Below are 26,801 nucleotides of genomic sequence, written 5' to 3'. Positions count from 1 at the left end.
CCGGTCCGGGGGACGTGGGCAGTCGTGCTGGCCGCCGCACAGCGACTGCGGCGTAGCACTGACTTCGCCGCAGCGGTCCGCGGTGGCCGACGCGCCGGACGAGGCGCCGTCGTGGTCCACCTGACCGTGCCGGCGACCGCCGACCCCAGCACACCGACCTCGCCGGAGCCGGCGCGGGACGCCGGTGCGGAGCAGCCCTCCGCGCCGACCCGCGCCGGCTTCGTCGTGTCCAAGGCCGTCGGCAACGCGGTGGTCCGCAACCGGGTCCGGCGTCGGCTTCGGGCCCTGGTCCGGGAGCGGCTGGCGGCGCTGCCCGCCGGCAGCACCGTCGTCGTCCGAGCGCTCCCCGCCGCGGCCGAGGCGTCCTACCCCCGGCTGGCCGCCGACCTGGACGCCGCCCTCGCGGCCGCCCGGTCGCCCCGTGCGCGGAGGGCCCGATGAGTACGGAGCCCACCGCCCCCCGGCCCACAACCGGTGCCAGGGTGCTGATCGCGCCCATCATCGCGTACCGTCGGTGGATAAGTCCGGCACTGCCGGCCCGCTGTCGGTTCTACCCGTCGTGCAGTGCGTACGCCCAGGAGGCGGTAGCCCGGCACGGCGCGCTCCGGGGAGCCGCGCTGGCGGTCCGGCGGCTGTTGCGCTGCCACCCCTTCCACCCTGGTGGACATGACCCGGTGCCGGAGCCGGGCGGTCGCCGTCGTGCCGATGTGACTGGAGCACCGAATTGAGTCTCGACTGGATCTACTTCGCGATTTCGTGGATCCTGCTGACCTGGCACTCTGCCTGGGACGCCATCGGGGTGCCCGTCAACGCGGTGATCGGCACCAACTTCGCCTGGATCCTGGCCATCGTCTTCCTGGTTGTCACGGTCCGGGTGATTCTGTTCCCGGTCTTCGTCAAGCAGATCAAGTCGCAGCGGGCGATGCAGGCGCTCCAGCCCAAGGTCAAGGAGCTGCAGGAGAAGCACAAGGGTGACCGGGAGACGCTCCAGAAAGAGATGATGGAGCTCTACCGGAAGGAAAAGGCCAACCCGCTGATGGGCTGCCTTCCGATGTTCCTCCAGATCCCCGTCTTCCTCGGCCTCTTCCACGTGCTGCGCCGGCTCGACCCGGCCAAGCAGAGCAAGACCCTCTACGGCTGGACGGCCGACCAGTTCGAGAGCGCCTCGCAGGCGAAGCTCTTCACCGCCCCGATCGCCGGCAAGTTCGGCTCCACGGCCGACGAGCTGGCCCGCCTCGGCGCCAACGGCACCACCGTCAAGATCATCGCCGGCATCCTGGTCCTGGTGATGATCGCCACCACCTACCTGACCAGCCGTCAGATGATCCTCAAGACCGGCTGGGCCGAGGACCCGCAGCAGCGGATGATCCAGCGGCTGATGCTCTACGGCATCCCCGCGTCGCTCTTGATCTCCGGCGCGATCTTCCCCATCGGCGTGATCATCTACTGGGTCACCAACAACCTCTTCACCCTCGGCCAGCAGCAGTGGGTGCTGCGCAAGTTCCCGCCGCCGGTGACCGCCACCAAGGCCGCCACCCCCGCCACCCGTAACCCGGTGCAGCCCGCCAAGTCGGGTGGCCTGTTCGGGCGCGGCAAGTCGGCCCCGCCGGCGCCGGTCAAGGCGACCGCGCCCAAGGTGGCCGGGCCGAAGCCGGGTGCCAAGCCGGTGAACCCGAAGAAGAGCCGTCCCGCCAAGCGGCAGGGCTGACCCCTGGGCCGTCGTCGGGTGACCGGCGACGGCCCGTTCCGCACCGCGCAGCCGCCGTACGGCCGGCGCCGGACGGAACCGACCGCGCGTGACGCGGCCACGGGCGACACTGCCCGTACAGACGTGCCCGTGGGCACCGGCGACCTCCCGCCGGCCCCGGGAAACCAGCGGACCCGACGGTCCGGCCGAGCGAGTACGGAGATGAGACCGTGACCGAGACCAGCATCCCCCGCGCCGAGCAGTCCCTGGACGAGGAGGAGACCGCGCCGCTCGCGGTGGACGACAGCACCGAGGCCGACGACACGGAGGCCGACGACACCGAGGCCGGCGACGACACCGAGGCCGGCGACGACACGGAGGCCGGCGACGACACCGAGGCCACCGCCGGCGGCCGGGAGAAGAAGGCCGCAGGCGAGGGCGAACTGTTCCGGCAGAGCGAGATCGCGGCGGACTACGTCGAAGGGCTGCTCGACATCCTCGACTACGACGGCGACATCGACGAGCTGGTCGCCGGTGGTCGTCCGGTGGTCGAGGTGGTCGGTGCCCGGCTGCAGAACCTCGTCGGCCAGCGCGGCGCCACCCTGGAGGCCCTCCAGGAGCTGACCCGGCTCGCCGTCTTCCGGCAGACCGGCACGCCGAGCCGCCTGCTGCTCGACGTCGGCGGCTACCGGGCGAACCGCCGCAAGGAGCTCGCCGCGGTCGCCAAGAACGCCGTCGAGACGGTCAAGGAGTACGGCGAGGCCGTCCGGCTGGAGCCGATGTCCGCGTTCGAGCGCAAGTGCGTCCACGACGTGGTCAACGCCATGTCCGGTGTGGTGAGCGAGTCCGAGGGCGTCGAGCCGAGTCGGCGCATCGTCGTACGGCCGGCGGACTGACCGGGTGACCCACGACGACACCACGGCTGACGCCGTGACCGGCCCGGGCGGCACGCCGCCCGGGCCGTCCGCTGTCCGGCCCGACACCCCGGGCGCCGACACCGATCCGGCGCGGGACGGCGCGGACGACGGTGCGCCGTCCCCGGCCGACGCGGCGTTGCCGCCGGAACTGGCTCCGGCCGCCCTGACCCTCCTCGGCGACCGGCTGGACGTGGCCGCCGCGTACGCCGAGCTGCTGGCCACCGACGGGGTGATCCGCGGTCTGATCGGCCCCCGGGAGGCGCCCCGGATCTGGGACCGGCACCTGCTTAACTGCGCCGCGGTCGCCGAGCGGATCCCCGCTGACGCGACCGTGCTCGACGTCGGCTCCGGCGCCGGTCTGCCCGGTCTGGTTCTCGCCATCGCGCGTCCCGACCTGACGGTGACCCTGATCGAGCCGCTCGCCCGCCGGACGTCGTTCCTGATCGAGGTGGTCGAGCGACTCGGCCTGACCAGATCGGTCCGGGTGTTCCGGGGTCGAGCCGATGAGGCGGCCAGCGGATCCAGTGGCCGGGAACCGATCAGCGGGGATGTGGTGACGGCTCGCGCCGTCGCGCCCCTGGACCGACTGGCGGCGTGGAGCCTGCCACTGGCGGTGCGCGGCGGGCGGCTGCTGGCGCTCAAGGGTGCGTCCGCCGCCGAGGAGATCAACGAGCACGCCGAGGTGGTGGCGCGGCTCGGCGGCGGGGAGCCGACCGTGCATTTCTGCGGCGTCGGGGTGATCGATCCACCCACCACGGTGGTGGAGATCGTCCGCGAGCGGATGGTCGGCCAGCCCCGTCCGGCTGCCAGCAAACGCTCCCGGGCCGGGCGGCCACGCCGCCGTTGACGCTTGGCGCCATCGGGCGTCCGGCCGGTGGGTTGTCTCGTTGTACCCGTACGGATGGAACGAGGGGATGAGAACCCGACGTGGACCGGCCACGCCCGTCCGCCGTAGGCTGACCGCGCGTCGATAGTGTGGAGCGGGCGACGGACGTCGCGGGCCTCCGACCGCTCCCGAGGAGCCGTACGCTCCGAGGTGCGGGCGTGGGTGCGGCAAGTTGACCGGGGCGCGGACCGACCATCCGAAGCGGGTAGGGATGACAGGTGCATGACGACGGCAGGTACGACGATCCACGCGTGACCGGGTCAACCAGCGACCCCGTTTCACGTGAAACCGACTACCCGAGCTGGTCGCCCGGCGCCTCGGGGCCGGCAGACAGCGATCCGCTGGTGTTGCGCGACGAGCCCGCCGGCCAGCCGGCCGGCCCGGACACCACGGAACCGGCGGTTGTTCGCCGGGCACCGGATGCGGCGACCCGACCGGTCAACGCGGCCGACGTACGGGCGACCTCGGGTCGACGGAACACGGTCGCGGCGGTCCGCTTCGAGTCGGCGGTGCCGCACCAACCAACCGCGGCGGCGGCTCCGGACGCCGCACCGGTCGCCGATGCACCGGTCGCTTCGGCCGAGTCACTGGCAGCCGTCGCGGCAGACCCCACGTACGTTTCACGTGAAACCCCGACGCGCGAAGAGGATGACCCACCCTTGGCTATGGAGGCGATGCGCGCCGTGCAGATCCTGAATCCCAGTGGCGAGGTGACCATGCCTCGGCCGCACCGGACCCGGGTCATGTGCGTCGCGAACCAGAAGGGCGGCGTGGGTAAGACCACGACCACGGTCAACCTTGCGGTGGCGCTCGCGCTGCACGGCAACCGGGTGCTCGTGGTGGACCTCGACCCGCAGGGCAACGCCTCGACCGGCCTCAACGTCCCGCACCACACCGGCATACCCGACGTGTACGACTGCCTGATCAACAGCGTGCCGCTCGCCGAGGTGGCGCAGGCGGTCGAGGGCATCCCCAACCTGTGGTGCGTACCCGCGACGATCGACCTGGCCGGCGCGGAGATCGAGCTGGTGTCCGTGGTGGCGCGGGAGTCGCGCCTCGACCGGGCCATCGCCGCCTACCCGGGGCAGTTCGACTACGTCTTCATCGACTGCCCGCCCTCCCTCGGTCTGCTCACGGTCAACGCCCTGGTCGCCGCGCAGGAGGTGCTGATCCCGATCCAGTGCGAGTACTACGCCCTGGAGGGGCTCAACCAGCTGATCAACAACATCAACCTGGTGCGGCAACACCTCAACCCCAAGCTCGACGTCTCGACCATCCTGCTGACCATGTACGACCGCCGTACCCGTCTGGCGGACGCGGTCGAGCAGGACGTCCGGAACCACTTCGGCGACAAGGTTCTCCAGGCGGTCATCCCCCGCAACGTCCGGGTCTCCGAGGCACCCAGCTACGGCCAGTCGGTGATGACCTACGATCCCGGTTCGCGGGGCGCCACGAGCTACTTCGAGGCCGCCCAGGAGATCGCCGAGCGGGGCGTCAAGGAGCCGGTGGGCCGGAATGCGTAGTGCGGACGATTCGCTGGGAGGCGTGGCATGAAGAACCGTCCTCGGGGCGGTCTGGGTCGGGGCCTGGGCGCGCTCATCCCGACCGGGCCGGTGCCGGGTGCAGCTGGCACCCTGACGGCCGAGCCGGAGAACGGGCACGTGGAGGATGAGTCGGTCCCGGCCGTTGCGGCGGTGCCCGCCAGCGCGCCGACCCACGAGCCGGAGCCAACGCTCAGCCCGGTGCCGGGAGCCCGGTTCGCCGAGATCCCGGTCGACGCGATCGTGCCGAACCCCAAGCAGCCCCGGCAGGTCTTCGACGAGGAGGCGCTGGAGGAGCTGAAAATCTCCATCCAGGAGGTCGGCTTCCTCCAGCCCATCGTCGTCCGGCAGCTCGACGACGAGAAGTACGAGCTGGTGATGGGCGAGCGGCGGTGGCGGGCCGCCCAGGCGGTCGGGCGGGAGAACATCCCGGCGATCGTCCGCGACACCCGCGACGACGCCATGCTCCGGGACGCGCTGCTGGAGAACATCCACCGGGCCAACCTGAACCCGCTGGAAGAGGCCGCCGCGTACCAGCAGTTGCTGGAGGAGTTCGGTGCCACCCACGAGGAGTTGGCCCGCCGGATCGGCCGCAGCCGACCGCAGATCTCCAACACCATTCGGCTGCTGAACCTGCCGGCGCAGGTGCAGCGCCGGGTGGCCGCCGGCATCCTGTCCGCGGGCCACGCCCGTGCCCTGCTGAGCCTCGACGAGTCGGAGGCGCAGGAGCAGTTGGCGCTGCGAATCGTGGCGGAGGGGCTGTCGGTCCGCGCGACCGAGGAGATCGTGGCCCTGACGCTGAACGACGGGCCGGCGAAGGGTCAGGCCGCGAAGCGGCGACCGAAGCCACACGCGCCCGCCCTGACCGACCTCGCCGATCGGCTGTCCGATCGGTTCGACACCCGGGTGAAGGTCGACATCGGCCGGAGCAAGGGCAAGATCACTATCGAGTTCGCGACGGTGGACGACCTGGAGCGGATCGTCGGCATCATCGGAGTGCAGCAGGAGGAGTCCGGGGACTGATCGCCCCTTCGCCTGCGGCCGCGCTTCCCCTCGGGGTGCGCGGCCGCTCTGCATCCGGGCACACCGGTTTCACGTGAAACAAGCGCGGCGCTGTGCGATGCGGGGTGCGGGTCCGGAGGGGTCTGATGCCGGCCGAGGTCGCCGGGCTCCCGGCCGGCGTTCTGACCTCCGCCCGTGAACGGCGCCCCGTCTGGCTGGCCGCCGGGCGAGTCCGCCGTTTCACGTGAAACGGCGGTGGAGTCGGTGGCGATAGTCGACGACTGGGCCGGTGCGCTGGATCAGCCGACGATGACAAGAGAACGCCTCTTGCGCCCGCCCAGGGGCCCGCTGCGGCCTCGCGCGCCTCGCCGGGTGGTCGTGGCTGGCTGGCCCGCTTCACGGCCGGTTTGGGGCTCCTGCTGGCGGCCTACTCCTCGGTCGACTGCGGAAGTGGGCTTCTTGACACTCGGTGGGGTCGACGAATCGTGTGCGCTGTGTCTGCGCGCGTTTCTCGGACGGCCCATACCCACGGGTGGGTCGGACTCCGGGAGCCCTGAACCGGCGGCTTGGCGGGTTGCCCGGCGCGGATGGCGGTACCTCGGGCGCCGTGCCCGTGGGCCCCGCTTCCATGCGTCCCGCGCCTGTGCGGCCCGCGCGCCTGTGCGGCCCGCGCGCCCGCGCGCCCGTGCACCCGTTCGTTGGTCCGTGCGCTCCGCGTCCGTGCGGCCCCGTTCGTCCGTGCATCCGGTGCGCCCCGCGCCAGTGCCTCCGTGCGTCCCCGCGCCCTTGTGTCCGTCGCGCGTACCCGCGCCTAAAGTCCTGACTGCGTCCGCGCGCCCCGCGTCCCTGCGCCCCGCGTTCGTGCGCTCGTTCGTGCGCCCGCCCTCCTGGCCCATGCGTGCCTGGCGCCTGTGTCACGCCGTCTGCCCACACCGCGCCCTGCTCCCGCCGGCGCCTCACGCTGGCCTCTGCGCCGTGACTCGGTCGTCGCGTCGTCGTCGTCATCGCGCGGGCCGGTCCGCGCTGCGGTGTCGAGCGCTGTGCCTGGCACCGCCGACCGGGCTGGGCTCCGCTAGGCCGTGCGCCGCAGGGCTCCCGCCGACTAGGCCCACCTTGCGCGTTCGTGCGGCCCCCGGCTCAGCGCCTCCGTCTCGCGCCCGTGCGTCGTCCCGGCGTCCCGCTGGCCTGTGGCCAACCGGTCCCGCCCGCCACGCGCCCAGGCCCTGCACGGCGAACCCTTGCCCTGCTGCGTGCCATGCCACCCAGGCAGCCACGGAAGAGCCAAGATCCGAGCAACTTCAGGGATGTTGCGGCCTCAGGCTCTGGGGAGACACCAATATCCCGGAAACTGCTGCCTTCCCGGTCGGCGGAGCCGGCGAGCACGCCCTCGGCACCGTCCCGAGCCGCAGCGTCGGCGCGGTCCCGGCCGGGGCTGGCGGACCATGCGCGTGCAACGAACGACCTGTCAAAAAGTTATCCACACCGGTTGTCCACAGGTACCCCCGGTTTCACGTGAAACACCGCGTGAAAGCGGGTGCCAGCCTGTGGATGACGGCCCGTGTTCACGATCTCGGCAGCCTGTGGATATCCCTCCGGCCGCGCCTCGATGACCCCGATAAGGATCGACGATCAGCGCTGATCGGTCAGGTCTGGAGGGATCAAACTGGTAGGGACAGCGGTGCCAGACTCGGTTAGGGTCAGCGTCGTGCACGACACCCCTCCCTCAGTCCCGGACTTCACCCAGTGGCCCTCGTTTCCCTTCGAGGGTGACCTCCGCGTGAAACAGCTCGACGATCCGGTCCCGGTCGAACCGCCACGCAAGGGCGAGGGCCTCCGGGAATGCACCGCCTGCAACGCACCCGACGACGCCTACATCTGGGTGGGAGAGCGGTGGCGGGTACGCGCCATGGATCGGCCAACCGGCCTGCCCATGGTGCTGATCCTGGAGTCGCGGACCCACCTCGACCTGGGTGACCTGCCGAACCTGCTCGCCGCCGAGCTGGGCGTGATGACCGTACGTCTGGAGCGGGCCATCCGGTCGCTCGACGGCGTCGCACGGGTGCACGTCAACCGGTGGGGCGATGGCTCCGCTCATCTGCACATGTGGTTCCTCGCCCGGCCGTACGGACGGCTTCAGCTGCGGGGCACCTTCCTGTCGCTGTGGGACTCGATCCTGCCGCCGATCTCCGAGGCGCAGTGGCGGGAGAACCTGGCGCTCGTCGCCGCCTGGCTCGCCGAGTTCGGCGGCCGGCCGCTCGCCGAGCCGCCCCGCATCCAGTGGCAGGCGCCGTCCAGCCTGCTGGCCCAGTCCGCCGCTGCGGACGCCGCCGCGGCTGCGGCTGAGGCCGTCTCGGTCATCGAGGCTGCGGAGGAAATTCCGGAGCCAGCGCCCGACGCCGACCACGACGCCGACGCCGACCACGACGCCGACGCCGACCACGACGCCGACGCCGACCACGACGCCGACGCCAACGGCGACGGCGGCGCGGACACGGACAGCGGCGCGGACACCGTGACGGGGCCTTCTGCCGCCCCCACCGGTCCGGCAACCGGAACCACCACCTCCGCGGGCACCAGCCCAGCCACCGAGATCACCAACTCAGCCACCAAGCCCGCTGCCGAGCCAGCGCCCGATCCGGCGGACGCCACCACCGGTCCGGCGGGCGCCGCTGGCGGTACCACCACGGTGGCTACGGCCGGCACCGCACCCACCGGCAGCAGCACATCCGAGGACACCCCCAGCGCCCGCTGACAGTCGACACGATCATGAGGTTGGCAGCGGCCCGACGCCCGCCAACCTCATGATCGACCGACCGGCAGCAGCGCACGGAGAGCCGGCTAGCGGCATCGAATGGAAGCCGGGCCGGCCGGCAGTAGCGCACGGAAGCCGGCGTAGCGGCACGGAATGAAAGCTAGGCCGATCGGCAGCAGCGCACGGAAGCCGGCCCACCGGCACGGCACTGAAGCCGGGCCGGTGGTGCGGAGATCAGGACGTGGCGTGGCGGGCGGCGGCCCGGGTGACCAGGGAGCCGAGGAGTCGACCGAAGTCCAGGCCGGCCGCCTGGACGGCGAGCGGGAGCAGGGACGTCTCGGTCATGCCGGGTGAGACGTTGACCTCCAGCACGTGCGGCTGGCCGGCGGCGTCGACGATCACGTCGACGCGGGAGAGGTCACGCAGGCCGAGCGCGGTGTGGGCGGCGAGGGCCACGTCAGCCACCCTGGCGGCCACCTCCGGCTCGAGCCGGGCCGGGGCGTGCCACGTGGTCCGTCCGGCGGTGTAGCGGGCGGCGTAGTCGTAGACACCGTTGCGCGGCACGATCTCCACCGGTGGCAGCGCCTGCGGGCCGTCGCCGAGGTCGACGACGGAGACCGCCACGTCCATGCCGGGTACGTACCGCTCGACGAGCGCCGTGGAGTCGTACGCGAAACAACCGACCATCGCGGCCGGCAGCGACGCGGCGTCCCGGACCACGGCTGCGCCCAGCCCCGAGCCGCCCTGGGCCGGCTTGACCATCAGAGGAAGGCCGAGCCGCTCGGCGATCCGGTCGAGCACGGCCACCGCACCCAGCTCGGAGAAGCGGTCGTGGGGCAGCGCCACCCAGTCCGGTGTCGGGATGCCGGCCTCGCGGAGCACCGCCTTGGCCGAGGGCTTGTCCCAGGCGAGCCGGGAGGCGCGGGCGTCGCAGCCGACGTATGGGATGTCGCACAGGTCCAGGACCCCGCGCAGCGAGCCGTCCTCGCCGGTGGCGCCGTGCAGTGCGATCACCACGGCGTCCGGCGGGTCGACGGTCAGCGCCGGCAGCAGGGCCACGTCGGCGTCGCGCAGCTCGGCTTCCACCCCGACGGCGCGCAGTGCGTCGAGGACCCGGCGACCGGAGCGCAGCGACACGTCCCGCTCGTAGGAGAGCCCGCCGGCGAGTACCAGCACGCGCAGGTCGGCCGCGACGGCGGAATTGGTCACGTGGAAGCGCTCGGCAGCGGTCGTACCCATGCCGGCATCATGCCAAGTCGGGTCCCGGCACGTCGGAGCCGGCCCGGCCGCGTCGCCCGGCGGCGCCTCCCGCAGTGCCGAAGACCCGGCGCATCGCGATCTCCTGCTCCATCACGCCGGCCAGCCGACGGACGCCCTCGCGGATCCGCTCCGGCGGCGGGAAGCTGAAGTTCAGTCGCATCGTGTCGGTGCCGGTGCCGTCGGCGTAGAAGCCGGTGCCGGGCACGTAGGCGACCCGTGCGGCGACGGCGCGCGGCATCATGGCCTTCGAGTCGAGCCCGTCGGGCAGGGTGGCCCAGACGAAGAGGCCGCCGGCCGGGGTGGTCCAGCTGGTGCCCTCGGGCATCAGGTCGGCCAGCGCGTCGAGCATGGCGTCGCGGCGCTCCCGGTAGACCTCGCGGTAGACCTTGAGCTGCTGGCGCCACGGCATGGTGCCCAGGTAGGTGGCGACCGCGGCCTGGGCGTAGCCACTGGGGCAGAGGATCTGCGCCTCGCTGGCGATGACCAGCTTGTCGCGGACCGCGTGCGGCGCCAGGATCCAGCCGACCCGCAGGCCGGGGGCGAAGGTCTTGGAGAACGTGCTGAGGTAGAAGACCCCCTCGCGGCGGCGGGCCCGCAACGGCGCCGGCGCCTCGCCCTCGAACCCCAACTGGCCGTACGGGTCGTCCTCGACCACGAGCAGGCCGGCGCGCTCGCAGATGTCGAGCACCCGCTCCCGGCGCTCCTCGCTGAGCGTCACGCCGGTCGGGTTCTGGTAGGTGGGGATGGTGTAGAGGAACTTGACCCGACGACCGGCCCGGGCCAGGTCGTCGATGGCCGTCTCCAGCGCCTCCGGGATCAGCCCGTCGGCGTCCATCGGTACGTGCACCACCTGCGCCTGGGCGGCCTGAAACACCCCGAGCGCGCCGACGTACGTCGGCCCCTCGGCGAGCACCACGTCACCCGGGTCGAGGAAGAGCCGGGCCACCAGGTCGAGCGCCTGCTGCCCGCCCACGGTGACCACCACGTCCTCCGGGGAGGCCCCACAGCTGGCGTCGATCCCGGAGAGGGTCATCACCTCGCAGATCCGCTCGCGCAGTTCGAGGGTGCCCTGACCGATGCCGTACTGGAGGGTGGTCACGCCGTGCTCGGAGCCGAGCCGGCCGAGCATCTCGCCGACCGCGTCGAGCGGCAGGGCGGCGATGTACGGGGCTCCGCCGGCGAGCGAGACGACCTCCGGTCGACTGGCCACCGCGAAGAGTGCTCGGATCTCGGAGGCGGTCATCCCGCGTACCCGCCGGGCGTACCGGTCGGTGTAGTCGTCGAGTGTCGTGCCGGTCATGACCTCACCTCGATCGCTGCTCGGGTGGCTCCCGCCCCGGGTACCCCGCACGCTGGCGACCATGGCGGCGGGGACACCGATTGTCGATCCTAGTCCGCCGGAGCCACGGCGCTGGCCTGTGGCGGCGGACCGTCCACATCCCGGACCCGGCCGCCGGCGTCCCCCGGTGTGGTGGTGATCTGCGCGTCCCCTCCCGTACGGTCGATCGGCGGCGTACGATCGCTCGTCGGGGGCAGGAAGGCGGCGCTGTCGTTCCGTGCCGGTCTCACCACCGAGCCTATTGTGGGGATGCGCCAATGTCGCGACGTCTGGTCAGCCTGACCCTCGACACGTTGGAAGACCTTCCTCGCCCGTGCCGGCAGTGCGTCTACTGGGAGCTGGACCCGGTCTCCGCCGACCGCGCCTGCGCCGCTGGCGACCCGGGCCTGGAGAAGGAGGCGTGGGTCTCGCAGACGCTGCTGGAGTGGGGCTCGTGCGGCAAGCTCGCGTACGTCGACGGGATGCCGGCGGGCTTCGTGATGTACGCGCCGCCCGCGTACGTGCCGCGCTCCATGGCGTTCCCCACCTCGCCGGTCTCCGCCGACGCGGCGCTGTTGATGACCGCCAACGTGGTCGCCGCGTTCTCCGGCGGTGGGCTGGGCCGGATGCTCGTGCAGGGCGTCGCCCGGGATCTGACCAAGCGGGGGATCAAGGCGATCGAGGCATTCGGCGACGCGAAGTTCGGCGATGCCGACGACCCGGCGGGCGGCTGCGTGGCACCGGCCGATTTCTTCCTCTCCGTCGGGTTCAAGACGGTCCGTCCGCATCCGCGGTTCCCCCGCCTGCGGCTGGAGCTGCGCACCGCGCTGAGCTGGAAGTCCGACGTCGAGTACGCGCTGGAGAAGCTGCTCGGCTCGATGAGCCCGGAGACGCTGCTCCGTCCGGTCCGCCCCGCCCCGGCCACCCGCTCCACCAGCGGCTGAGCGGAAGACGCGCGGAGCGCCCCAGAGATGGCTCAGTCGACCACCGTCCCTGCCGTCACCACCGCCCGCAGTTCGCTGACGTCGATCGAGCCGGTCGGCACGTCCCGCTCGATCGGGAAGTACATCCGCTGCACCGCGGCCACGATCGCCTCCACCACCCGGTCCCGGAACCGGGGGTCGATCAGCCGGGCACGGTCCGCCGGCGAGGTGAGGTAGCCGACCTCCACCCGGACCGCCGGCATCCGGGTCAGCCGCAGCAGGTCCCACGCCTTGGCGTGGGTACGGCAGTCCCGCAACCCGGTGCGGGCGACGATCTCCCGCTGCACCAGCCCGGCCAGCCGCTCACCGGTCGCCGAGGTCACGCCGTTGTTGGTGCCGTAGTGGTACGTCGCCACGCCCTCGGCCTCCGGGTTGGCGTGCCCGTCCACGTGCAGCGAAATGAACACGTCGGCGCCGAGTGAGTTGGCCAGCAGCGCGCGGTCGGTGTCCGGCAGGCAACTGTCGGGTGCCGGGCCTCGGGTGAGCTGCACCCGCACCCCGGACGCGGCGAGGCGCCCCTCCAGCCGGCTGGCCAGGTCGTGCATCAGGTCCGCCTCCGTCCAGCGCAGCGACCCTTCCGGCACCACCACCCCCGGGTCGGTCCCTCCGTGGCCCGGGTCGATGACCACCGTCTTACCGACCAACGCCGGCCCGGACTGCCGGATCGCGTCGGACTCGCGCAGCCACTGCGGGCGGCCACCGACGACCTTGCGGCCGATCCGGCGCAGCGCGTTCATGGTGTGCGGGCCGCAGGAGCCGTCCGGGGTCAGCCCGACCTCGCGCTGGAACTGGGCCACCGCCCGGGAGGTCCGGATGCCGTAGATGGCGTCCGCCCGGCCCACGTCGTACCCCATCTCCAGCAGTCGCTCCTGGAGCGACCGGACGTCCTCGCCGGTGAGCGGATCCGGTACCGCGTGGTAGAGGGTGCGGGCGCCGAGCCGCCAGCGGGCGGCGTCCAGGGCCCCCCAGGTCTCCCTCCCGACCCGGCCGTCCACGCTGAGCCCGCGGGACTGCTGGAACGCGCGGACCGCTCGCTCGGTGTCGAGATCGAACTCGTCGAGGTGTGGGTCGGCGGCGGAGGCGAGCAGGTCGAGGCCGGTGAGGATGGTACGGATCTCCGTGACTGCGGGTCCCCGGTCACCGGGTCGGATCGGACGCACGCACGACCCCCTCTGCACGACGCTGGCTGGCCGGGCGGCCCCGGCTTGAGGCTATGCGTTCCGGGGCTGCGAGGTGGCTCGGGCCGGAAAAACGGGCGGGGTGGGGGCCCGGAAGACACCGAACCCCGCACCCGGCGACCGGGTACGGGGTTCGGTGGTGTTGCTACTGGTCAGAGTGCCGATTCGATGAGCCGGACCAGCTCACCCTTCGGCTTGGCGCCAGCGATCGACTGCACCGGCTGGCCGTTCTTGAAGACGGTGAGCGTCGGCACGGACATCACCCGGTAGGCCCGGGCGGTCTCCGGGTTCTCGTCGATGTTGAGCTTGACGATGCTGACCTGGTCACCCATCTCGCGGGCGATCTCCTCGAGCAGCGGCGACACCTTGCGGCAGGGCCCGCACCACTCGGCCCAGAAGTCCACCAGCACCGGCTTGTCGGCCTGCAGCACGTCAGCGACGAAGCTCTTGTCGGTGACCGCCTTGGTTGTTCCCACTATGCCCCTCCTCCGGGATGTGTTCGGTATGTCAGCTGAGCGTCGCGATGAACCGCTCGGCGTCGAGCGCGGCGGCACAGCCCGTGCCGGCCGCGGTGATCGCCTGACGGTAGGTGTGGTCGACCACGTCACCGGCGGCGAAGACGCCGGGCAGGCTGGTGCGGGTGCTGGGGGCCTGGACCTTCACGTAGCCCTCGTCGTCCAGCTCGACCTGGTCGCGGAAGAGTTCGCTGCGGGGGTCGTGACCGATGGCCACGAAAACACCGGTCACGTCCATCACCTTGGTCTCGCCGGTGTGCACGTTGCGGACCCGTACGCCGGTGACCTTGCCGTCGGCGCCCAGGACCTCCTCGACGGTGCTGTTCCACTCGACCTTGATCTTCTCGTTGTTCATCGCCCGGTCAGCCATGATCTTGCTGGCCCGGAACGAGTCGCGTCGGTGGATGATCGTGACCGAGTCGGCGAAGCGGGTGAGGAAGCTGGCCTCCTCCATCGCCGAGTCGCCGCCGCCGACGACCACGATGTGCTGGTTGCGGAAGAAGAACCCGTCACAGGTGGCGCACGAGGAGACGCCGTGGCCGAGGTACTCCTGCTCGCCGGGCACACCCAGCGGGCGCCAGGCCGAACCGGTGGACAGGATGACGGCGCGGGCCCGGTAGGCGGTCTCGCCGACCCAGACGGTGCTCACCGCGCCGGAGCCCGCGTCGCCGGTGTCGACCAGCTCGACCCGGGTCACGTCGTCGGTGAGGAACTCGGCGCCGAACCGCTCGGCCTGCTTGCGCATGTTGTCCATCAGCTCGGGGCCGAGGATGCCGTCGGCGAAGCCGGGGAAGTTTTCCACCTCGGTCGTGGTCATCAACGCGCCGCCCGACTGCACGCCCTCAATGATCAGCGGCTTCAGGTTGGCGCGTGCCGCGTAGACGGCCGCGGTGTAACCGGCCGGCCCGGAGCCGATGATGATCAGGTTGCGGACCTCGTCCACTGCCGTCTCCCGAGTTGTGTGTGTCGGCGTCGGCGCGCGCACCGATGCCGATCCGAGTGCCGACGCCTGGAGGGTGCCGGCAGGTGACTTCCAGAACGTCATCGTACGAACCGGGGATTCCCGAGCCGGACATCCGGTGGGTCAGGTCACGCCGATGCTCAGCGCGCCGGTGACCGCAGATTCACCCTACCCGCGCCGAATACCGGCTGTCCGAGCCGGACCCGGGGACACCGCACTCCGGGCCGCTCACCCAGGCATAGCGCGCCCCGGTCGCGTCGGTGAACCGGATGACCAGCGCCTGCTCGCCCCGGAACTCCGCGTAGTCGATCACCTCGACGACCAGCGGGGCCGATCCATGCTCCGCCGCCACCTCTGCCAGGCAGGTGGTCAGCGCGGCCTCGTCGCTCAGCCGGGCCAGCTGGTCCTGCCCGTCCGGCGACGGTCGCCGGTGGCTCTCGGCGTCCACGCCGGGCTGCCCTGCGGGGCCGCTGCTGTCCTCCTCCCGAAGGGGGGACGGCCCGCCCGCCGCCTTGCCGAGGCTCTGGGGTGTGTAGTCCGTACCGCTGCGGAGGGACGGCCCGGTGGTGCGGACCGCCCCGGCTGCCGCCGCGCCCTCAGGGGCGCTGGCCGGCTGGTCCATGGCGCTGGTGCCGGCGGTGTCCGAGGCGTTCATGGAGAGCTGATTGAGGCCGAGGCCGACCGCGACGACGGCGACCGCCGCGACGGCCACCGGAGCGGCACGCCGGGTCCACCTGCGCCGGCGGCGACCCGGACCGGTCCGGGTGCCGTGCCCCGGCTCGGCCGGGGACGAGCCGGTGGGCCGCCGACCGGGGCCACTTCCGCCCTGGGCCGGCACGACCGGCGTCGCGATGCCGGCTTCCGGCTCGACGCCCGGCGTGCTGTCGGTGGTGTCCGCGTCGGTCGGGGTGTCGCTCGGCACCGGATCCGCGGCGGCCAGCGCGGCGGCGAGTCGGTCGAAGACCGCCGACGGCAGCTCCGGGGAGGGCTCGGCCCACCGGGCCAGGTCGGCGCGGACCTCCGTCACCGCGGCGGCCAGCAGCGCGTACGCCTCGCCCCAGGCCGGGTCCGTGTCGACCAGCCGAGCGACCTGCGCCTGCTGCGGTGTGCCGTCCAACGCCCCGCCGAGGTAGTCAGCGAGCAGGTCGTCGTCGACCTCCCTGAACCCCTCGGTTGTCACGTGTCCTCCTGATTGGCGTCCCGCCGGTACCGGCCCGACCCCGATCCGACGCCCTCGGCCGGGCGTGGGTTCCCCGGCGTGACGTCGGGCACGTCCGCGACCGGTCCGGATGGCTCCGGGCGGACCGGCGGTGCCGCCGCACCGGTTGCCGGCCGCAGATGCCCGAGCAGCACCGCCAGCCGGGCCCGACCCCGGGCGCACCGGCTCTTCACGGTCCCCTCGGCGACACCGAGGATGCGCGCCACCTCGGCGACCGGGTAGCCCTGCACGTCCACCAGCACCAGGGCGGCGCGTTGCTCGACGGGCAGCGCGGCGAGCGCCTCGCGGACCACCAGTGCGGTGTCGTGGTCCTGCGCCGGTGCGGCCGGCTCCACCCCTCCGATGCCCGAGCCGTGCCCGGCGCGGTTGCCGTCGGGCAGCGGAACGGTGGGGTGTGCCTGCCGGCGTCGGATCCGGTCCAGGCAGGCGTTCACCACGATGCGGTGCAGCCAGGTGGTGACGGCGGAGTCGCCCCGGAACCGGCCGGCCGCCCGGTGCGCCGACAACAGCGCGTCCTGGAGGGCGTCGGCGGCCTCCTCGCGGTCACCGAGCGTCCGCAGAGCGACCGCCCAGAGCCGGTCCCGGTGCCTGTGGAACAGCACCGCGAAGGCGTCCCGGTCCCCGGAGACGTGGGCGCGCAGCAGCTCCAGGTCGGTTGCGGCGTCGCGCCCGTCCATCACCACGTCCAGGGGATGCGGTGCCTGCTGTCTGGTGACCGGCTCACGACCCCTGGACCGTGATCTCCTGCACCCCCAGCTTGAAGCCACCCTCGGCCGGAGGCAGTTCGGTGATCCAGAACAGCAGGTACTGGTATTTCCGGTCCGCGTCGAAGCCGTTGAACGTCATCGTGGTGCCGTCATGGTCCTCGAACGGCTGCCCGATGGCGGTCTTGTAGTTCGCGACCACCTGCTTGTCGCCGTTGGAGGTCGACGGCGGGTTGACGGTGCCGGCGAGAAGTTGGGCGGACGCGTTGGTTGCGGAGAGCACCGCCTGCACCGACTTGACGTTGTGCGGCTCGCCGAGATCGAGCCAGACGCCCATGCCCTTCTTGAGGTTGCCGAAGTTGGGACGGTCCTTGTAGGTGTCCGTCTCCCAGCCCTTGTCCTCGTCACCATCAATGATCTTGTCGGCGTCGCCGAGCTCGTTACGCTGCCTGCTGTCCGGGTCGATGATCCGGACGTCCTTCACGGCCAGCTTGCGCGCCGTGGCGGCGGCCGGGGTGGCCTCGCCTGCCGGGGCGCTGGAGGTGGGAGCGGCCCCCGCGTTGTTCTGCGGATCCTTGTCGTTGTCACCGAGCGCGCTGATCCCGATCAGCAGGCCGACCAGCGCCACCGCCAGCAGACCGGCGATGCCCACGGCGACCTTCCGACCGCCGGCCGCGGCCAGCGGGGACGGCTCGTCCTCGGTGTCGGCGGTGAACCGCAGCGGCCCGCTGTTGTCCAGGTAGTGCTCCTCCTCCGCCGGCACGTCGAGCCGTGCCAGTTCGGCGGCGAGCACGTCCGAGGAGGGTGGTGCGATCTCGGCGTCGAGCAGGTCCATGGTCAGGTCGTCCAGGTACGCGGGCACACCGGCCCGCACCTGGCGGGGCGCCGCGATGCCGCCGCTGGCGTCCCGGACCGCGTCCGGGATGGCGGCCCGGCCGTGGCCGGCGGTGGCGCCGTGCAGCGGTGCCTCGGCGTGCGGCCAGTAGCCGGTCAGGGCGAAGTAGAGGATCCCGCCGACCGCCCGGATGTCGTTCTCCTGGCTGTCCGCGCCGTCGGTGCGCGCGTCTGCCAGGACCACCCGGCCCTCGTCACTGATCATCACGGTGCCGGGGTGCACGTTGCCGTGCACCATCCCGGTGGCGTGGACCGCGGCGAGCGCGCTGGCGACGGCGTTGCCGATCGCGGTGGCCCGGGCCGGGTCCAGGGGGCCCTCGGTCGCCAGGTCGCGCAGCGACTGCCCGTCCACCCACTCGCGCACCACGTACGCCCGCTCGGCCTCGTCGATCGCGTCGTAGACGCCGACCAGGTTGGGGTGGATGACCCGGCTGGCCGCGACGGCCGCCTGAAGCATCTCGGTGGCGGAGTCGCCACCCGGGTAGCGCAGCACCACCGCGACGGGGCGGCGCAGGATGACGTCAACCCCGCGCCAGACCAGCCGACCCGCGCTGTCGTTGTTGATGTGCTCGACCAGCTCGTATCGCTCGGCGAGAATTTCACCGGCCGTGGGAGCACCGAAGGTCATGACCGGAGGAGCGCTCTCGTCCGCCTCCTGACCCTCGCCGACCTGGGTCACCCGTCCTCCCTCGGTGATCGTGTCGATCGATGGACCCGAACTGCTGGGCATGTGGCTTCCCGCTCTGCCGTCGAAGGAACCGGCCGACCGGTGTCGACGCGCAGCGTCGGCGCCTGCCGTACCCGTCGAGAGCGACCTTACCCGGGTTGCCCGTCTCCCCGACATGTCATCTTCCCGCCGTACCCGGCGGGGTGCCGGGTGTCGGGGAACTCGTCCGGTTACGACCGTTGTCAGCCACGTTGCTGGCACATGTACTAGCCAATCTACGGCTTCACCGCAAGTGACTGACGCCGGGGCCGGGCCGTTCTGGCGCTCCCGCCAGCGGCCGTGTTCCCGCCGATCGGACCGGCACGCTCAGCCGTACGGTTGGTTATCCACAGGAGATTCGGTCGCTGACCGGCGAATCGCTGAGTTATCCACAGGTGCGTCCCCAGCCTGGTGATCCCCGGTCACAGTCCGTGCAGGTACGACTTTCGTGCGCGGATGCTGGCGTTCAGCGACCGAGGCGGCGGCGGACCATGCCCACCACCTCGGTGATCTCACCGATCCGCAGCACCATGGCCAGCCCCAGGTAGGTCCCGCCGATCACCACACCGCCGATCACCAGTTGGACGACGGCCTGCGTCCAACTCGGCGTGTCGCCGCCGGGCAGCAGGTTGACCACCAGCAGACCGACCAGCGCGGCGCCGAGCGCGGCCACCAGGACCCGGCCCAGGGTGCGCATGATGCCGCCCAGCCCGATCCGGCCGACCCGCGGACGGAGCAGCCAGGCGGAGCCGATCGCCGCGGCCAGGTACGAGACGGCGTTGCCGATCATCATCCCGGCCGCCGCGAAGTGGGCGGCGAACGCGGCGAAGAGCACGATCTGCACGCCGATCCGCAGCGCCACCACCGGAATGTTGATCAGCGCCGGGGTGCGGGTGTCCGGCAGGGCGTAGAAGGCGAAGGTGAAGAGCTGGCTGATCGCGAACGGCACCAGGGCGAGCGCGGCCAGCAGCAGCACGAGCGAGGTGTCGGCGGCGTTCTCGTCGCTGAACGCGCCGTAGCGGAACAGCACCACCGCCAGCGGGGTGGCCAACACGGCGTAGCAGACGGCGATCGGAGCGAGCACCGCGGAGACCGTCCGGGTGCCCCGGGACAGGTCGGCGGCGACGTCGGCGTAGCGGCCGTCGGCGGCGGCGGCGCTCATCCGCGGCATCAGCGCCGTGATGATCGAGACGGCGATGATGCCGTGCGCCATCATCAGCAGCAGGAAGACGTTGTTGTAGATCAGGGCGCCGGCGTCCCCGTCGCCCGCCCGGTTGAGCAGGTTGAACAGCACGATCAGACCGACCTGGCTGACCGCCACGTAGCAGAACATCCAGCCGCCGAGCCGGCCCAGCTCACGCAGGCCGAGCGCGCGGAAGTCGAACCGGAGCTTCCACTGGAAGCCCACCCTGCGCAGCGCCGGCAGCAGGCCGGCGGCCTGGATCGCGACACCGAGCAGGGTGCCACCGCTGATCAGGAGGATCCGGCCGGGGGTCATCTGGTCCGGCCGGACGATCTCCGCACCGAAGATCGCGATGTAGAGGCCGGCGGTGGCGATCACCACGATGTTGTTGAGGATCGGCGCCCACATCGGGGCGGCGAAGTGCCCCCGGGTGTTGAGCACCGCGCTGATCAGCGCGCTGAGGCCGGTGAAGAAGATCATCGGCAACATCAGGTACGACAGGCTGGTGACCAGCTCCTGGTAGTCCGTCCCGCGGTTGTCACTGGTGTAGAGACTGGTCAGGAGCGACGCGGCGGCCACCGCGACCAGCGCGGCCGCGGCGAGGGTGACCACCGCCAGGGTGAGCAGCCGCTGGGCGTACGCCTGACCACCGTCGGCGTCGGCCTTGCGCCGGCGCACCAGCACCGGGATCAGCACGCTGGTGAGGATGCCGCCGAGCAGGAACTCATAGACCATCCCCGGCAGGATCTGCGCGGTCGTGTACGCGTCACCGACCAGCGCGCCACCCAGCGCGGCGGTCAGCACCAGCGTCCGCAGAAAGCCCGTACCCCGGCTGACCAGGCTGCCGATCGCCATCACCGCGCTGTTGGTCGCGGCGCTCGCCTCCGCCACCTGCTCCTGAGGCGGCGCGGTCGACTCCATGGCCGGCTGGTTCAGCGGCTCGGCGGAGATGAAGGTGGCACCGTCCCCCGGCGGCACGCCGGCTCCCGCACCGCCGCCCTGCGCGGCGTTCGCGCTGCGGTAGAGCCCGCCGCTCATCTCCAGCCTCCCAGGGGGTACGTCGAGCCGGGCGCCGACCCGCACGTCACAGACCATAGTCAACCGGTACCCGTTACCCGCGCCCGGCGGCGGGGATGCGAAGGAGGCCCGATAGGCTGGCGATCCCATGTCCGAAGCTTCCGCTCCCCACGCCGCCGACCGCCGCGAACTCACCGCAGCGCAGCGCAACGCCGTCGCCGAACTGCTCCGGGTCTCCCCGGTCGCCGACGAGTTGGGCCGCCGGTTCGTGCGCGCCGGTCACGAGTTGCACCTGGTGGGCGGTTCGGTACGGGACGCGCTGCTCGGCCGTCTCGGGGACGACCTGGACTTCTGCACCGACGCGCATCCCGACGAGACGCTGCGGATCATCAAGGGCTGGGCCGAGTCGATCTGGGAGACCGGCCGGGAGTTCGGCACCATCGGTGCCCAGCGCGACGGCCTCCGGCTGGAGATCACCACCTTCCGCGCCGAGTCGTACGACCAGGTCACCCGCAACCCGGTGGTCGTCTACGGCACCAACCTGACCGAGGACCTGAGGCGGCGCGACTTCACCATCAACGCGATGGCGGTCAGCCTGCCGGAGCACCGGTTCACCGACCCGCACGGCGGGCTGGACGACCTCTCGGCCAAGGTCATCCGTACTCCCGCGGATCCCCGCGAGTCGTTCGGCGACGACCCGCTGCGGATGCTGCGGGCCGCCCGGTTCGCCGCCCAGCTGCGCTTCGCCGTGCACCCGGACGTGCACGCGGCGATGAGCCGGATGGCCGCCGACCTGGACCGGATCACCGCCGAGCGGATCCGCGACGAGTTCACCAAGCTGCTCTGCGGCGCAGACCCGATCACCGGTCTGCGGCTGCTGGTCGACACGGGCCTGGCCGAACGGTTCCTGCCGGAGCTGACCGGGCTCAAGCTGGAGATCGACGAGCACGCCCAGCACAAGGACGTCTACGAGCACACGCTGACGGTCGTCGAGAACGCGGTCTCCTTTGAGGAGGACGGCTGCGACTTCATCCTGCGGATGGCCGCCCTCATGCACGACGTGGGCAAGCCGGCGACCAAGGCGGTCGGCCCCGACGGTCGGGTCAGCTTCCACCACCACGAGGTGGTCGGCGCCCGGCTGACCAAGGCCCGGATGAAGGCGCTGCGCTACCCCAAGGAGATCACCGCGAAGGTGACCGCGCTGGTCGCGCTGCACCTGCGCTTCTACGGGTACGGCCGGGGCGAGTGGACCGACTCGGCGGTACGCCGCTACGTCGCCGACGCCGGTGACCTGCTACCTCGCCTGCACAAGCTGACCCGCTCGGACTGCACCACCCGCAACCGCCGTAAGGCCGCCCAGCTCGGGGCGGACTACGACGCCCTGGAGGACCGGATCGCCCGGATCGCGGCCGAGGAGGACCTGGCCCGGGTCCGCCCCGATCTGGACGGCAACGCGATCATGGAGCTGCTCGGCGTACCGCCGGGGCCGGTCGTGGGGCGGGCCTGGAAGCACCTCAAGGAGCAGCGCCTCGAGCACGGCCCGCTGGACCGCGACGCCGCCGAGGCGGAGCTGCTGCGCTGGGCGCGCGCCGAGGGCATCCTCGACTGAGATCGGTTGGCCCGTCGACCCGCCGTCGACGCGGCGCCGAAAGCTGTCTGGTCGACGACGAAACGCGCTCGGATCGACCGAATGGCTGAGGTGTACTGCTTCGATCGTCGTCCATGATGTCTTGGCGTCCGTCGGCTGCCGGTGCACTGACACCGCCGCCGACCCCACCGCCCGTCCGGCCGTCCGGATCGGACGGGCGACGACCAACGGGGAGATCACCTAGTGAAACGCCGTGGCGTGATACGCCGCTCGGCGGTGGCGGGCCTTGCTCTCGTCTCCGCAACTGTCATCGTCAGCGTCGGCACCGGTGGTGCCGCATCGGCTGACCCGACCCCCAGCCAGCGACCCCAGGTGCGGGGCGCGGGCACCCACGACGCGGTACCGGACCGGTACATCGTGGTCCTCAAAGACAAGAAGGCCACCCCGAAGGAGGTCAAGGCGAAGGCGTCCGCGCTCGCTGCGGCCAACGGTGGCACGGTCCGTCGGGTCTTCTCCAGCGCTCTGCACGGCTATTCGGCTGCCATGAACCGGCGGCAGGCGGAGCGGCTGGCCGCCGACCCTGCGGTGGCCTATGTGGAGCAGGTCCAGGTCGCCTCGGCCAGCGGCACCCAGACCAACCCTCCGTCCTGGGGCCTCGACCGGATCGACCAGAGCGGTGCGAAGCGCGACAACAGCTACACGTACCCGTCGACGGCCCAGAATGTCACCGCGTACGTCCTGGACACCGGCATCGACATCGCACACCAGGACTTCGGTGGACGGGCCAGGTACGGCTGGGACGCCGTCGACCAGGACGACGTGGCCCAGGACTGCGAGGGGCACGGCACCCACGTCGCCGGCACGATCGGCGGCACCACCTTCGGTGTGGCGAAGGGTGTCCAGCTCGTCGGCGTCCGTGTCCTGGACTGTGAGGGCAGCGGCACCTCCGAGCAGATCATCTCGGGCATCGACTGGGTCACCGCCAACGCGGTGAAGCCGGCGGTGGCCAACATGAGCCTCGGGTTCGGTGGCACCAACCAGGCGGTCAACGACGCCGTCAGCCGCTCGATCGGCACCGGCATCAGCTACGCGGTGGCCGCGGGCAACAGCATGCAGGACGCCTGTGGCGTCTCGCCGGCCAACGTACCGGCGGCGATCACGGTGGGGGCCACCGACAAGATCGACTTCCGGGCCTGGTTCTCGAACTACGGCAGCTGCGTCGACACCTTCGCCCCCGGCGTGAGCATCGTCTCCGCTGCCGCTGGCAGCACCAACGGCACGCTGTCGATCAGCGGCACGTCCATGGCCTCGCCCCACGTGGCGGGTGCCGCGGCGCTGCTGCTCCAGGCCAACCCGACCTGGACCCCGCAGCGGGTCCGCGACCAGATCGTCACCACTGGTGTCGCTGGCGCGGTGCACGACCCGGCGGGGGCGACCGACCGACTGCTCAACGTGCGCAGCACCTCGCCGGCGCGCAGCTCGCACGGCCTGCGGGCTCGCTCCAACGGCAAGTTCGTCTCCGCCGACGGCGCGGGCAGCAAGCCGTTGGTCGCCATCGGGCCGGCGTTCGGTGCCTGGGAGAAGTACGACATCGTCGACGCCGGCAGCGGACTGGTCGGGCTCCGGGCCAAGGTCAACGGCAAGTTCGTCTCCGCCACTGGCGCGGGCAGCAAGCCGCTGGTGGCCGAGGGTCCGGCGGTCGGCCTGTGGGAGCAGTTCCAGCTCATCAACAACACCGACGGCACGGTGAGCCTCAAGGCGAAGGTCAACGGAAAGTACGTCTCCGCCCCGAGCAACGGTGCGGCGCTGGTCGCGAGCGCGGCGGCCATCGGCACCTGGGAGAAGTTCGGCGTCGAGGCGCCGGCCCCGGTGGTCAGCATCAAGTCGGTGGCGAGCGGCAAGTACGCCTCCGCAGAAGGTGCCGGCAGCCAGCCGCTGAGGCCGGTGTCGAGCTCGGTCAGCACCTGGGAGAAGTTCGAGGTCGTCAACCTGTCGGACGGGTTCTACGGCATCCGGGCGCTGGTCAACGGCAAGTACGTCTCCGCGGAAGGTGCCGGCAGCAAGCCGTTGCGGGCCAGCGGCCCGGCGATCGGCGACTGGGAGGTCTTCGACTTCCTCGACTACAACGCTGACGGGTCGATCTACCTGCGCGCCTACATCGACGGGCAGGCGGTCAGCGCCGGCAGCGCCGGCACCGGCCAGCTCATCTCCAACCGGACCATCGACTGGTTCGACCCGAACCTGGGTCTCGGCATCGGCGAGAAGTTCGTCCTCGAGGTCGCCTGATCCAGCCCGCTCCACCCGGCGCCCGCCGGCACCCCTCCCTCGGGAGACGGTGCCGGCGGGCGCCGGCCGTTGCGGGTCATCCGGTGCCGGCCGGACCCCTGACGGTCCGGCCGGTCCCTCGGGCTCAGCGGGAGACGGCGCTACCGTCCACCGTGCCGGCGGCCGGCACGGCGGCGTCGGTCCGTCCGGCGCCGAGTCGGGAGAGCAGGCCGGCCAGGTCGATCCCGGTCAGGTCGCTGCCGAGTTGCAGCCCCTGGGCCACGTTGCCGGCCACGGACCTGGTCAGCGACGACGCGCCGTCGGTGGAGATGACGGTCATCTTGTCGATCGCCCCGATGGGTGCGCTGGCGGCCTCCACGACCTGCGGGAGCACCTTGACCAGCAGGTCCAGCACCGCAGCCTCCCCGTACGCGGCGAACGCCTCGGCCTTGCGCGCCATCGCGTCGGCCTCGGCCTGACCCTTCGCCAGGATGGCCGCCGCCTCGGCCTGACCCTCCCGCTCGACCGCCTCGGCGATCGCGGAGCGCCGGCGCTGCTCGGCCTCACCCTCCTTGGCACCCTCGATGGCGTTCGCCTCGGCGAGCGCGGCGCGGCGGGCCCGCTCGCCCTCACCGGTGAGCCGGGCCTGCTCGGCGGAGGCCTGCGCGGCGGCGATGACCGACTGCCGCTGCGCGTCCGCGTGCAGCACCGCCGCGTTGCGGGCCGCCTCGGCCTCCTGCTCCACCTTGTACCGGGCGGCGTCGGCCGGCTTGCGGACCTCGGTGTCCAGCTGGCGCTGCTTGAGTTCGGCGTTGCGCTCGGCCACCTTCTGCTGCTCGGAGAGGATCGCCTGGTCCCGCTCGGCCTGGGCGAGCGGCCCTGCCGCCGCGGACTTCGCCTTCGCCGCGTCGATCTCCGCCTGGATGCCGGCCTGCTTGAGGGCGAGGTTCCGGTTCGCCTCGGCGATGGCCTCCTCGGCGAGCAGCCGCTCCTGCTCGGCCTGCTGCCGGGCCCGCGCCTCGGCGATCGCCGCGTCCTTGAGCACCCGGGCGGCCTCGGGCCGACCCAGGTCCTGGAGGTAGGAGCCCTCGGCCAGGATGTCCTGGAGCTGGAACGTGTCCAGCACCAGACCCTGGTTGGTCATCGAGTGCTCGGCCTCCTCCGCCACGGCGCTGGCGAACGCCGCCCGGTCCCGGATCACCTCCTCGACGGTGAGCCGACCGACGATCGAACGCAGCGCGCCGGCCAGCACCTCCCGGGTGAAGTTGTCGATCTCGTCCTGCTGGTGCAGGAACCGCTGGGCGGCGGCCCGGATCGCGTCCTCGGTGCCGCCGACCTTCACGATCGCCACGCCGTGCAGGTCGGTGCGGATGCCCTGCTTGCTCACCGCGCCCCGGATGCCGACGTCGATCCGCCGGCTGGACAGGTCGAGCGACTGGAGCTTCTGCACCACCGGCAGCACGAAGACCGAGGCGCCCAGCACCACCTTCTGGCCGGACATGTCGGTCGACCGACCACCGTCGGCCGTCTGCGTGGTGCGGCCCTTGCGGCCGGTCACGATGAACGCCTCGTTCGGCCCGGCCACCTTGATCCGGGAGAGCACGAAGAACACCAGGACGAGCACGAGGAGAACCGCGCCGCCGATGGCGATTAACAGGGGCATGGAGGAGTCCTGTCTGCGAGGAGGATTCAGTAGGTCTCGACGTGCACGCTGGTCTCGCTGAGCGCCTGCACGACGAAGACCTGGGCGCCGACCGGGATCGGCTGGTCGGCGCGGGCGTTGAGCTTGACCGGCTGGCCGGCGACTCGCACCCGGACCTCGCCGTAGCCGTCGACCGGCACCGGGGTGACCACCAAGCCGAGCGCGCCGACCAGGTCGTCCCGGGTGGGGGTGGGGTCGGTGCGCATGTTCCGCGCCGCCCGGCTCAGCCGGGACGCCAACCAGCCGGTGGGCACGGCGGCGAGCAGGCCGCCGGCCGCCGCGCCCGCGATCATGCCGGGGGTACGCGCACCGAGCAGCTCGTTGACGATGGCTCCGCCGAACCCGAACGCCCCGGCGAACCCGGCGACCGTCTCGATCGAGATCGGCCCGTCCACGTCGGCGTGCCCGAACTGGAGCAGCTCGGTGCCGAGCAGGGCGAGCGCCAGCACCCCGACGCCCGCCCCCCCGATGATCAGAAAGATGAGCGTCCCCGTGGCCACGACCTGCACGGTATCGATGTCAC

The 26,801-nt window shown here is 71.9% G+C and carries 22 protein-coding genes; 11 read left to right on the top strand and 11 right to left on the bottom strand.

What is annotated here, in order from left to right; genetic code table 11:
• Positions 1–24: 24 nt before the first annotated feature.
• The 8 genes from rnpA to AB0K07_RS00925 all read left to right on the top strand — a co-directional run bounded on the left by rnpA (position 25) and on the right by AB0K07_RS00925 (position 8,785).
• Entirely contained in the window at positions 25–441 is a 417-nt protein-coding gene (rnpA, locus tag AB0K07_RS00960) for a ribonuclease P protein component (RefSeq protein ID WP_363749963.1), read from the top strand.
• Complete coding sequence (yidD, locus tag AB0K07_RS00955; protein WP_089018404.1) at positions 438–728, top strand: membrane protein insertion efficiency factor YidD; 291 nt, start codon at positions 438–440, stop codon at positions 726–728. The genes rnpA and yidD overlap by 4 nt, the downstream gene beginning before the upstream one ends.
• On the top strand, positions 725–1,708 hold the full coding sequence (gene yidC, locus AB0K07_RS00950) for a membrane protein insertase YidC (protein ID WP_363749961.1): 984 nt from the start codon (positions 725–727) through the stop codon (positions 1,706–1,708). The genes yidD and yidC overlap by 4 nt, the downstream gene beginning before the upstream one ends.
• A gap of 224 nt (positions 1,709–1,932) precedes the next feature.
• Positions 1,933–2,583 carry a R3H domain-containing nucleic acid-binding protein gene (locus AB0K07_RS00945; protein WP_363751362.1) on the top strand — a complete coding sequence of 217 codons (651 nt, stop codon included), beginning with the start codon at positions 1,933–1,935 and terminating at the stop codon, positions 2,581–2,583.
• Between the two features lie 157 nt (positions 2,584–2,740).
• The gene (rsmG, locus tag AB0K07_RS00940; RefSeq protein WP_363751360.1) at positions 2,741–3,451 is read left to right on the top strand and encodes a 16S rRNA (guanine(527)-N(7))-methyltransferase RsmG; all 711 of its coding nucleotides are present in this window, start codon (positions 2,741–2,743) and stop codon (positions 3,449–3,451) included.
• A 257-nt stretch (positions 3,452–3,708) separates the two neighbouring features.
• Positions 3,709–5,013 (top strand): ParA family protein, encoded by a 1,305-nt coding sequence (locus AB0K07_RS00935; RefSeq protein WP_363749959.1) that lies wholly within the window; start codon positions 3,709–3,711, stop codon positions 5,011–5,013.
• A gap of 27 nt (positions 5,014–5,040) precedes the next feature.
• Complete coding sequence (locus AB0K07_RS00930; protein WP_363749957.1) at positions 5,041–6,054, top strand: ParB/RepB/Spo0J family partition protein; 1,014 nt, start codon at positions 5,041–5,043, stop codon at positions 6,052–6,054.
• 1,909 nt (positions 6,055–7,963) lie between these two features.
• The gene (locus tag AB0K07_RS00925; RefSeq protein ID WP_363751358.1) at positions 7,964–8,785 is read left to right on the top strand and encodes a hypothetical protein; all 822 of its coding nucleotides are present in this window, start codon (positions 7,964–7,966) and stop codon (positions 8,783–8,785) included.
• 234 nt (positions 8,786–9,019) lie between these two features.
• On the opposite strand, the gene AB0K07_RS00920 is transcribed toward AB0K07_RS00925, so the two are convergent.
• Together AB0K07_RS00920 and AB0K07_RS00915 are read right to left on the bottom strand one after the other, a co-directional pair.
• Complete coding sequence (locus tag AB0K07_RS00920; protein ID WP_363749955.1) at positions 9,020–10,024, bottom strand: D-alanine--D-alanine ligase; 1,005 nt, start codon at positions 10,022–10,024, stop codon at positions 9,020–9,022.
• A gap of 7 nt (positions 10,025–10,031) precedes the next feature.
• Positions 10,032–11,345, bottom strand: coding sequence for a PLP-dependent aminotransferase family protein (locus tag AB0K07_RS00915; RefSeq protein ID WP_363749953.1), 1,314 nt, complete (start codon positions 11,343–11,345; stop codon positions 10,032–10,034).
• 296 nt (positions 11,346–11,641) lie between these two features.
• On the opposite strand from AB0K07_RS00915, the gene AB0K07_RS00910 reads away from it, so the two are divergent.
• A complete protein-coding gene (locus tag AB0K07_RS00910; RefSeq protein ID WP_363749951.1) occupies positions 11,642–12,307 on the top strand; it encodes a GNAT family N-acetyltransferase in 666 nt (221 codons plus the stop codon).
• Between the two features lie 32 nt (positions 12,308–12,339).
• On the opposite strand, the gene AB0K07_RS00905 is transcribed toward AB0K07_RS00910, so the two are convergent.
• The 7 genes from AB0K07_RS00905 to murJ all read right to left on the bottom strand — a co-directional run bounded on the left by AB0K07_RS00905 (position 12,340) and on the right by murJ (position 20,744).
• Complete coding sequence (locus tag AB0K07_RS00905; RefSeq protein WP_363749950.1) at positions 12,340–13,506, bottom strand: N-acetylmuramoyl-L-alanine amidase; 1,167 nt, start codon at positions 13,504–13,506, stop codon at positions 12,340–12,342.
• A gap of 170 nt (positions 13,507–13,676) precedes the next feature.
• Positions 13,677–14,000: a thioredoxin gene (gene trxA, locus AB0K07_RS00900; RefSeq protein WP_363749948.1), complete on the bottom strand. Its 324-nt coding sequence runs from the start codon at positions 13,998–14,000 to the stop codon at positions 13,677–13,679.
• Between the two features lie 31 nt (positions 14,001–14,031).
• A complete protein-coding gene (trxB, locus tag AB0K07_RS00895; RefSeq protein WP_363749946.1) occupies positions 14,032–14,982 on the bottom strand; it encodes a thioredoxin-disulfide reductase in 951 nt (316 codons plus the stop codon).
• A gap of 181 nt (positions 14,983–15,163) precedes the next feature.
• Positions 15,164–16,180, bottom strand: coding sequence for a hypothetical protein (locus AB0K07_RS00890; RefSeq protein ID WP_363749944.1), 1,017 nt, complete (start codon positions 16,178–16,180; stop codon positions 15,164–15,166).
• Positions 16,177–16,896 carry an RNA polymerase sigma factor SigM gene (gene sigM / locus AB0K07_RS00885; protein ID WP_363751357.1) on the bottom strand — a complete coding sequence of 240 codons (720 nt, stop codon included), beginning with the start codon at positions 16,894–16,896 and terminating at the stop codon, positions 16,177–16,179. The genes AB0K07_RS00890 and sigM overlap by 4 nt, the downstream gene beginning before the upstream one ends.
• Before the next feature lie 43 nt (positions 16,897–16,939).
• The gene (locus AB0K07_RS00880; RefSeq protein ID WP_363749942.1) at positions 16,940–18,547 is read right to left on the bottom strand and encodes a protein kinase family protein; all 1,608 of its coding nucleotides are present in this window, start codon (positions 18,545–18,547) and stop codon (positions 16,940–16,942) included.
• A 442-nt stretch (positions 18,548–18,989) separates the two neighbouring features.
• Positions 18,990–20,744 carry a murein biosynthesis integral membrane protein MurJ gene (gene murJ, locus AB0K07_RS00875; protein ID WP_363751356.1) on the bottom strand — a complete coding sequence of 585 codons (1,755 nt, stop codon included), beginning with the start codon at positions 20,742–20,744 and terminating at the stop codon, positions 18,990–18,992.
• A gap of 127 nt (positions 20,745–20,871) precedes the next feature.
• Here murJ and AB0K07_RS00870 point away from each other — a divergent pair, with 127 nt between their 5' ends.
• Both AB0K07_RS00870 and AB0K07_RS00865 read left to right on the top strand, forming a co-directional pair.
• Entirely contained in the window at positions 20,872–22,332 is a 1,461-nt protein-coding gene (locus AB0K07_RS00870) for a CCA tRNA nucleotidyltransferase (protein WP_363749940.1), read from the top strand.
• Positions 22,333–22,683: 351 nt separating this feature from the next.
• Positions 22,684–24,597, top strand: coding sequence for a S8 family serine peptidase (locus AB0K07_RS00865; RefSeq protein ID WP_363749938.1), 1,914 nt, complete (start codon positions 22,684–22,686; stop codon positions 24,595–24,597).
• Between the two features lie 124 nt (positions 24,598–24,721).
• Here the strand turns inward: AB0K07_RS00865 and AB0K07_RS00860 are convergent, their stop codons facing one another.
• Together AB0K07_RS00860 and AB0K07_RS00855 are read right to left on the bottom strand one after the other, a co-directional pair.
• The gene (locus tag AB0K07_RS00860; protein WP_363749936.1) at positions 24,722–26,239 is read right to left on the bottom strand and encodes an SPFH domain-containing protein; all 1,518 of its coding nucleotides are present in this window, start codon (positions 26,237–26,239) and stop codon (positions 24,722–24,724) included.
• A 26-nt stretch (positions 26,240–26,265) separates the two neighbouring features.
• The gene (locus AB0K07_RS00855) at positions 26,266–26,787 is read right to left on the bottom strand and encodes a hypothetical protein (RefSeq protein WP_363749934.1); all 522 of its coding nucleotides are present in this window, start codon (positions 26,785–26,787) and stop codon (positions 26,266–26,268) included.
• Between the last annotated feature and the right edge of the window lie 14 nt (positions 26,788–26,801).

The sequence above is a fragment of the Micromonospora sp. NPDC049301 genome (assembly GCF_040678715.1).
GTDB lineage: Bacteria > Actinomycetota > Actinomycetes > Mycobacteriales > Micromonosporaceae > Micromonospora.
This window is presented reverse-complemented; position numbering and strand designations above follow the sequence as displayed.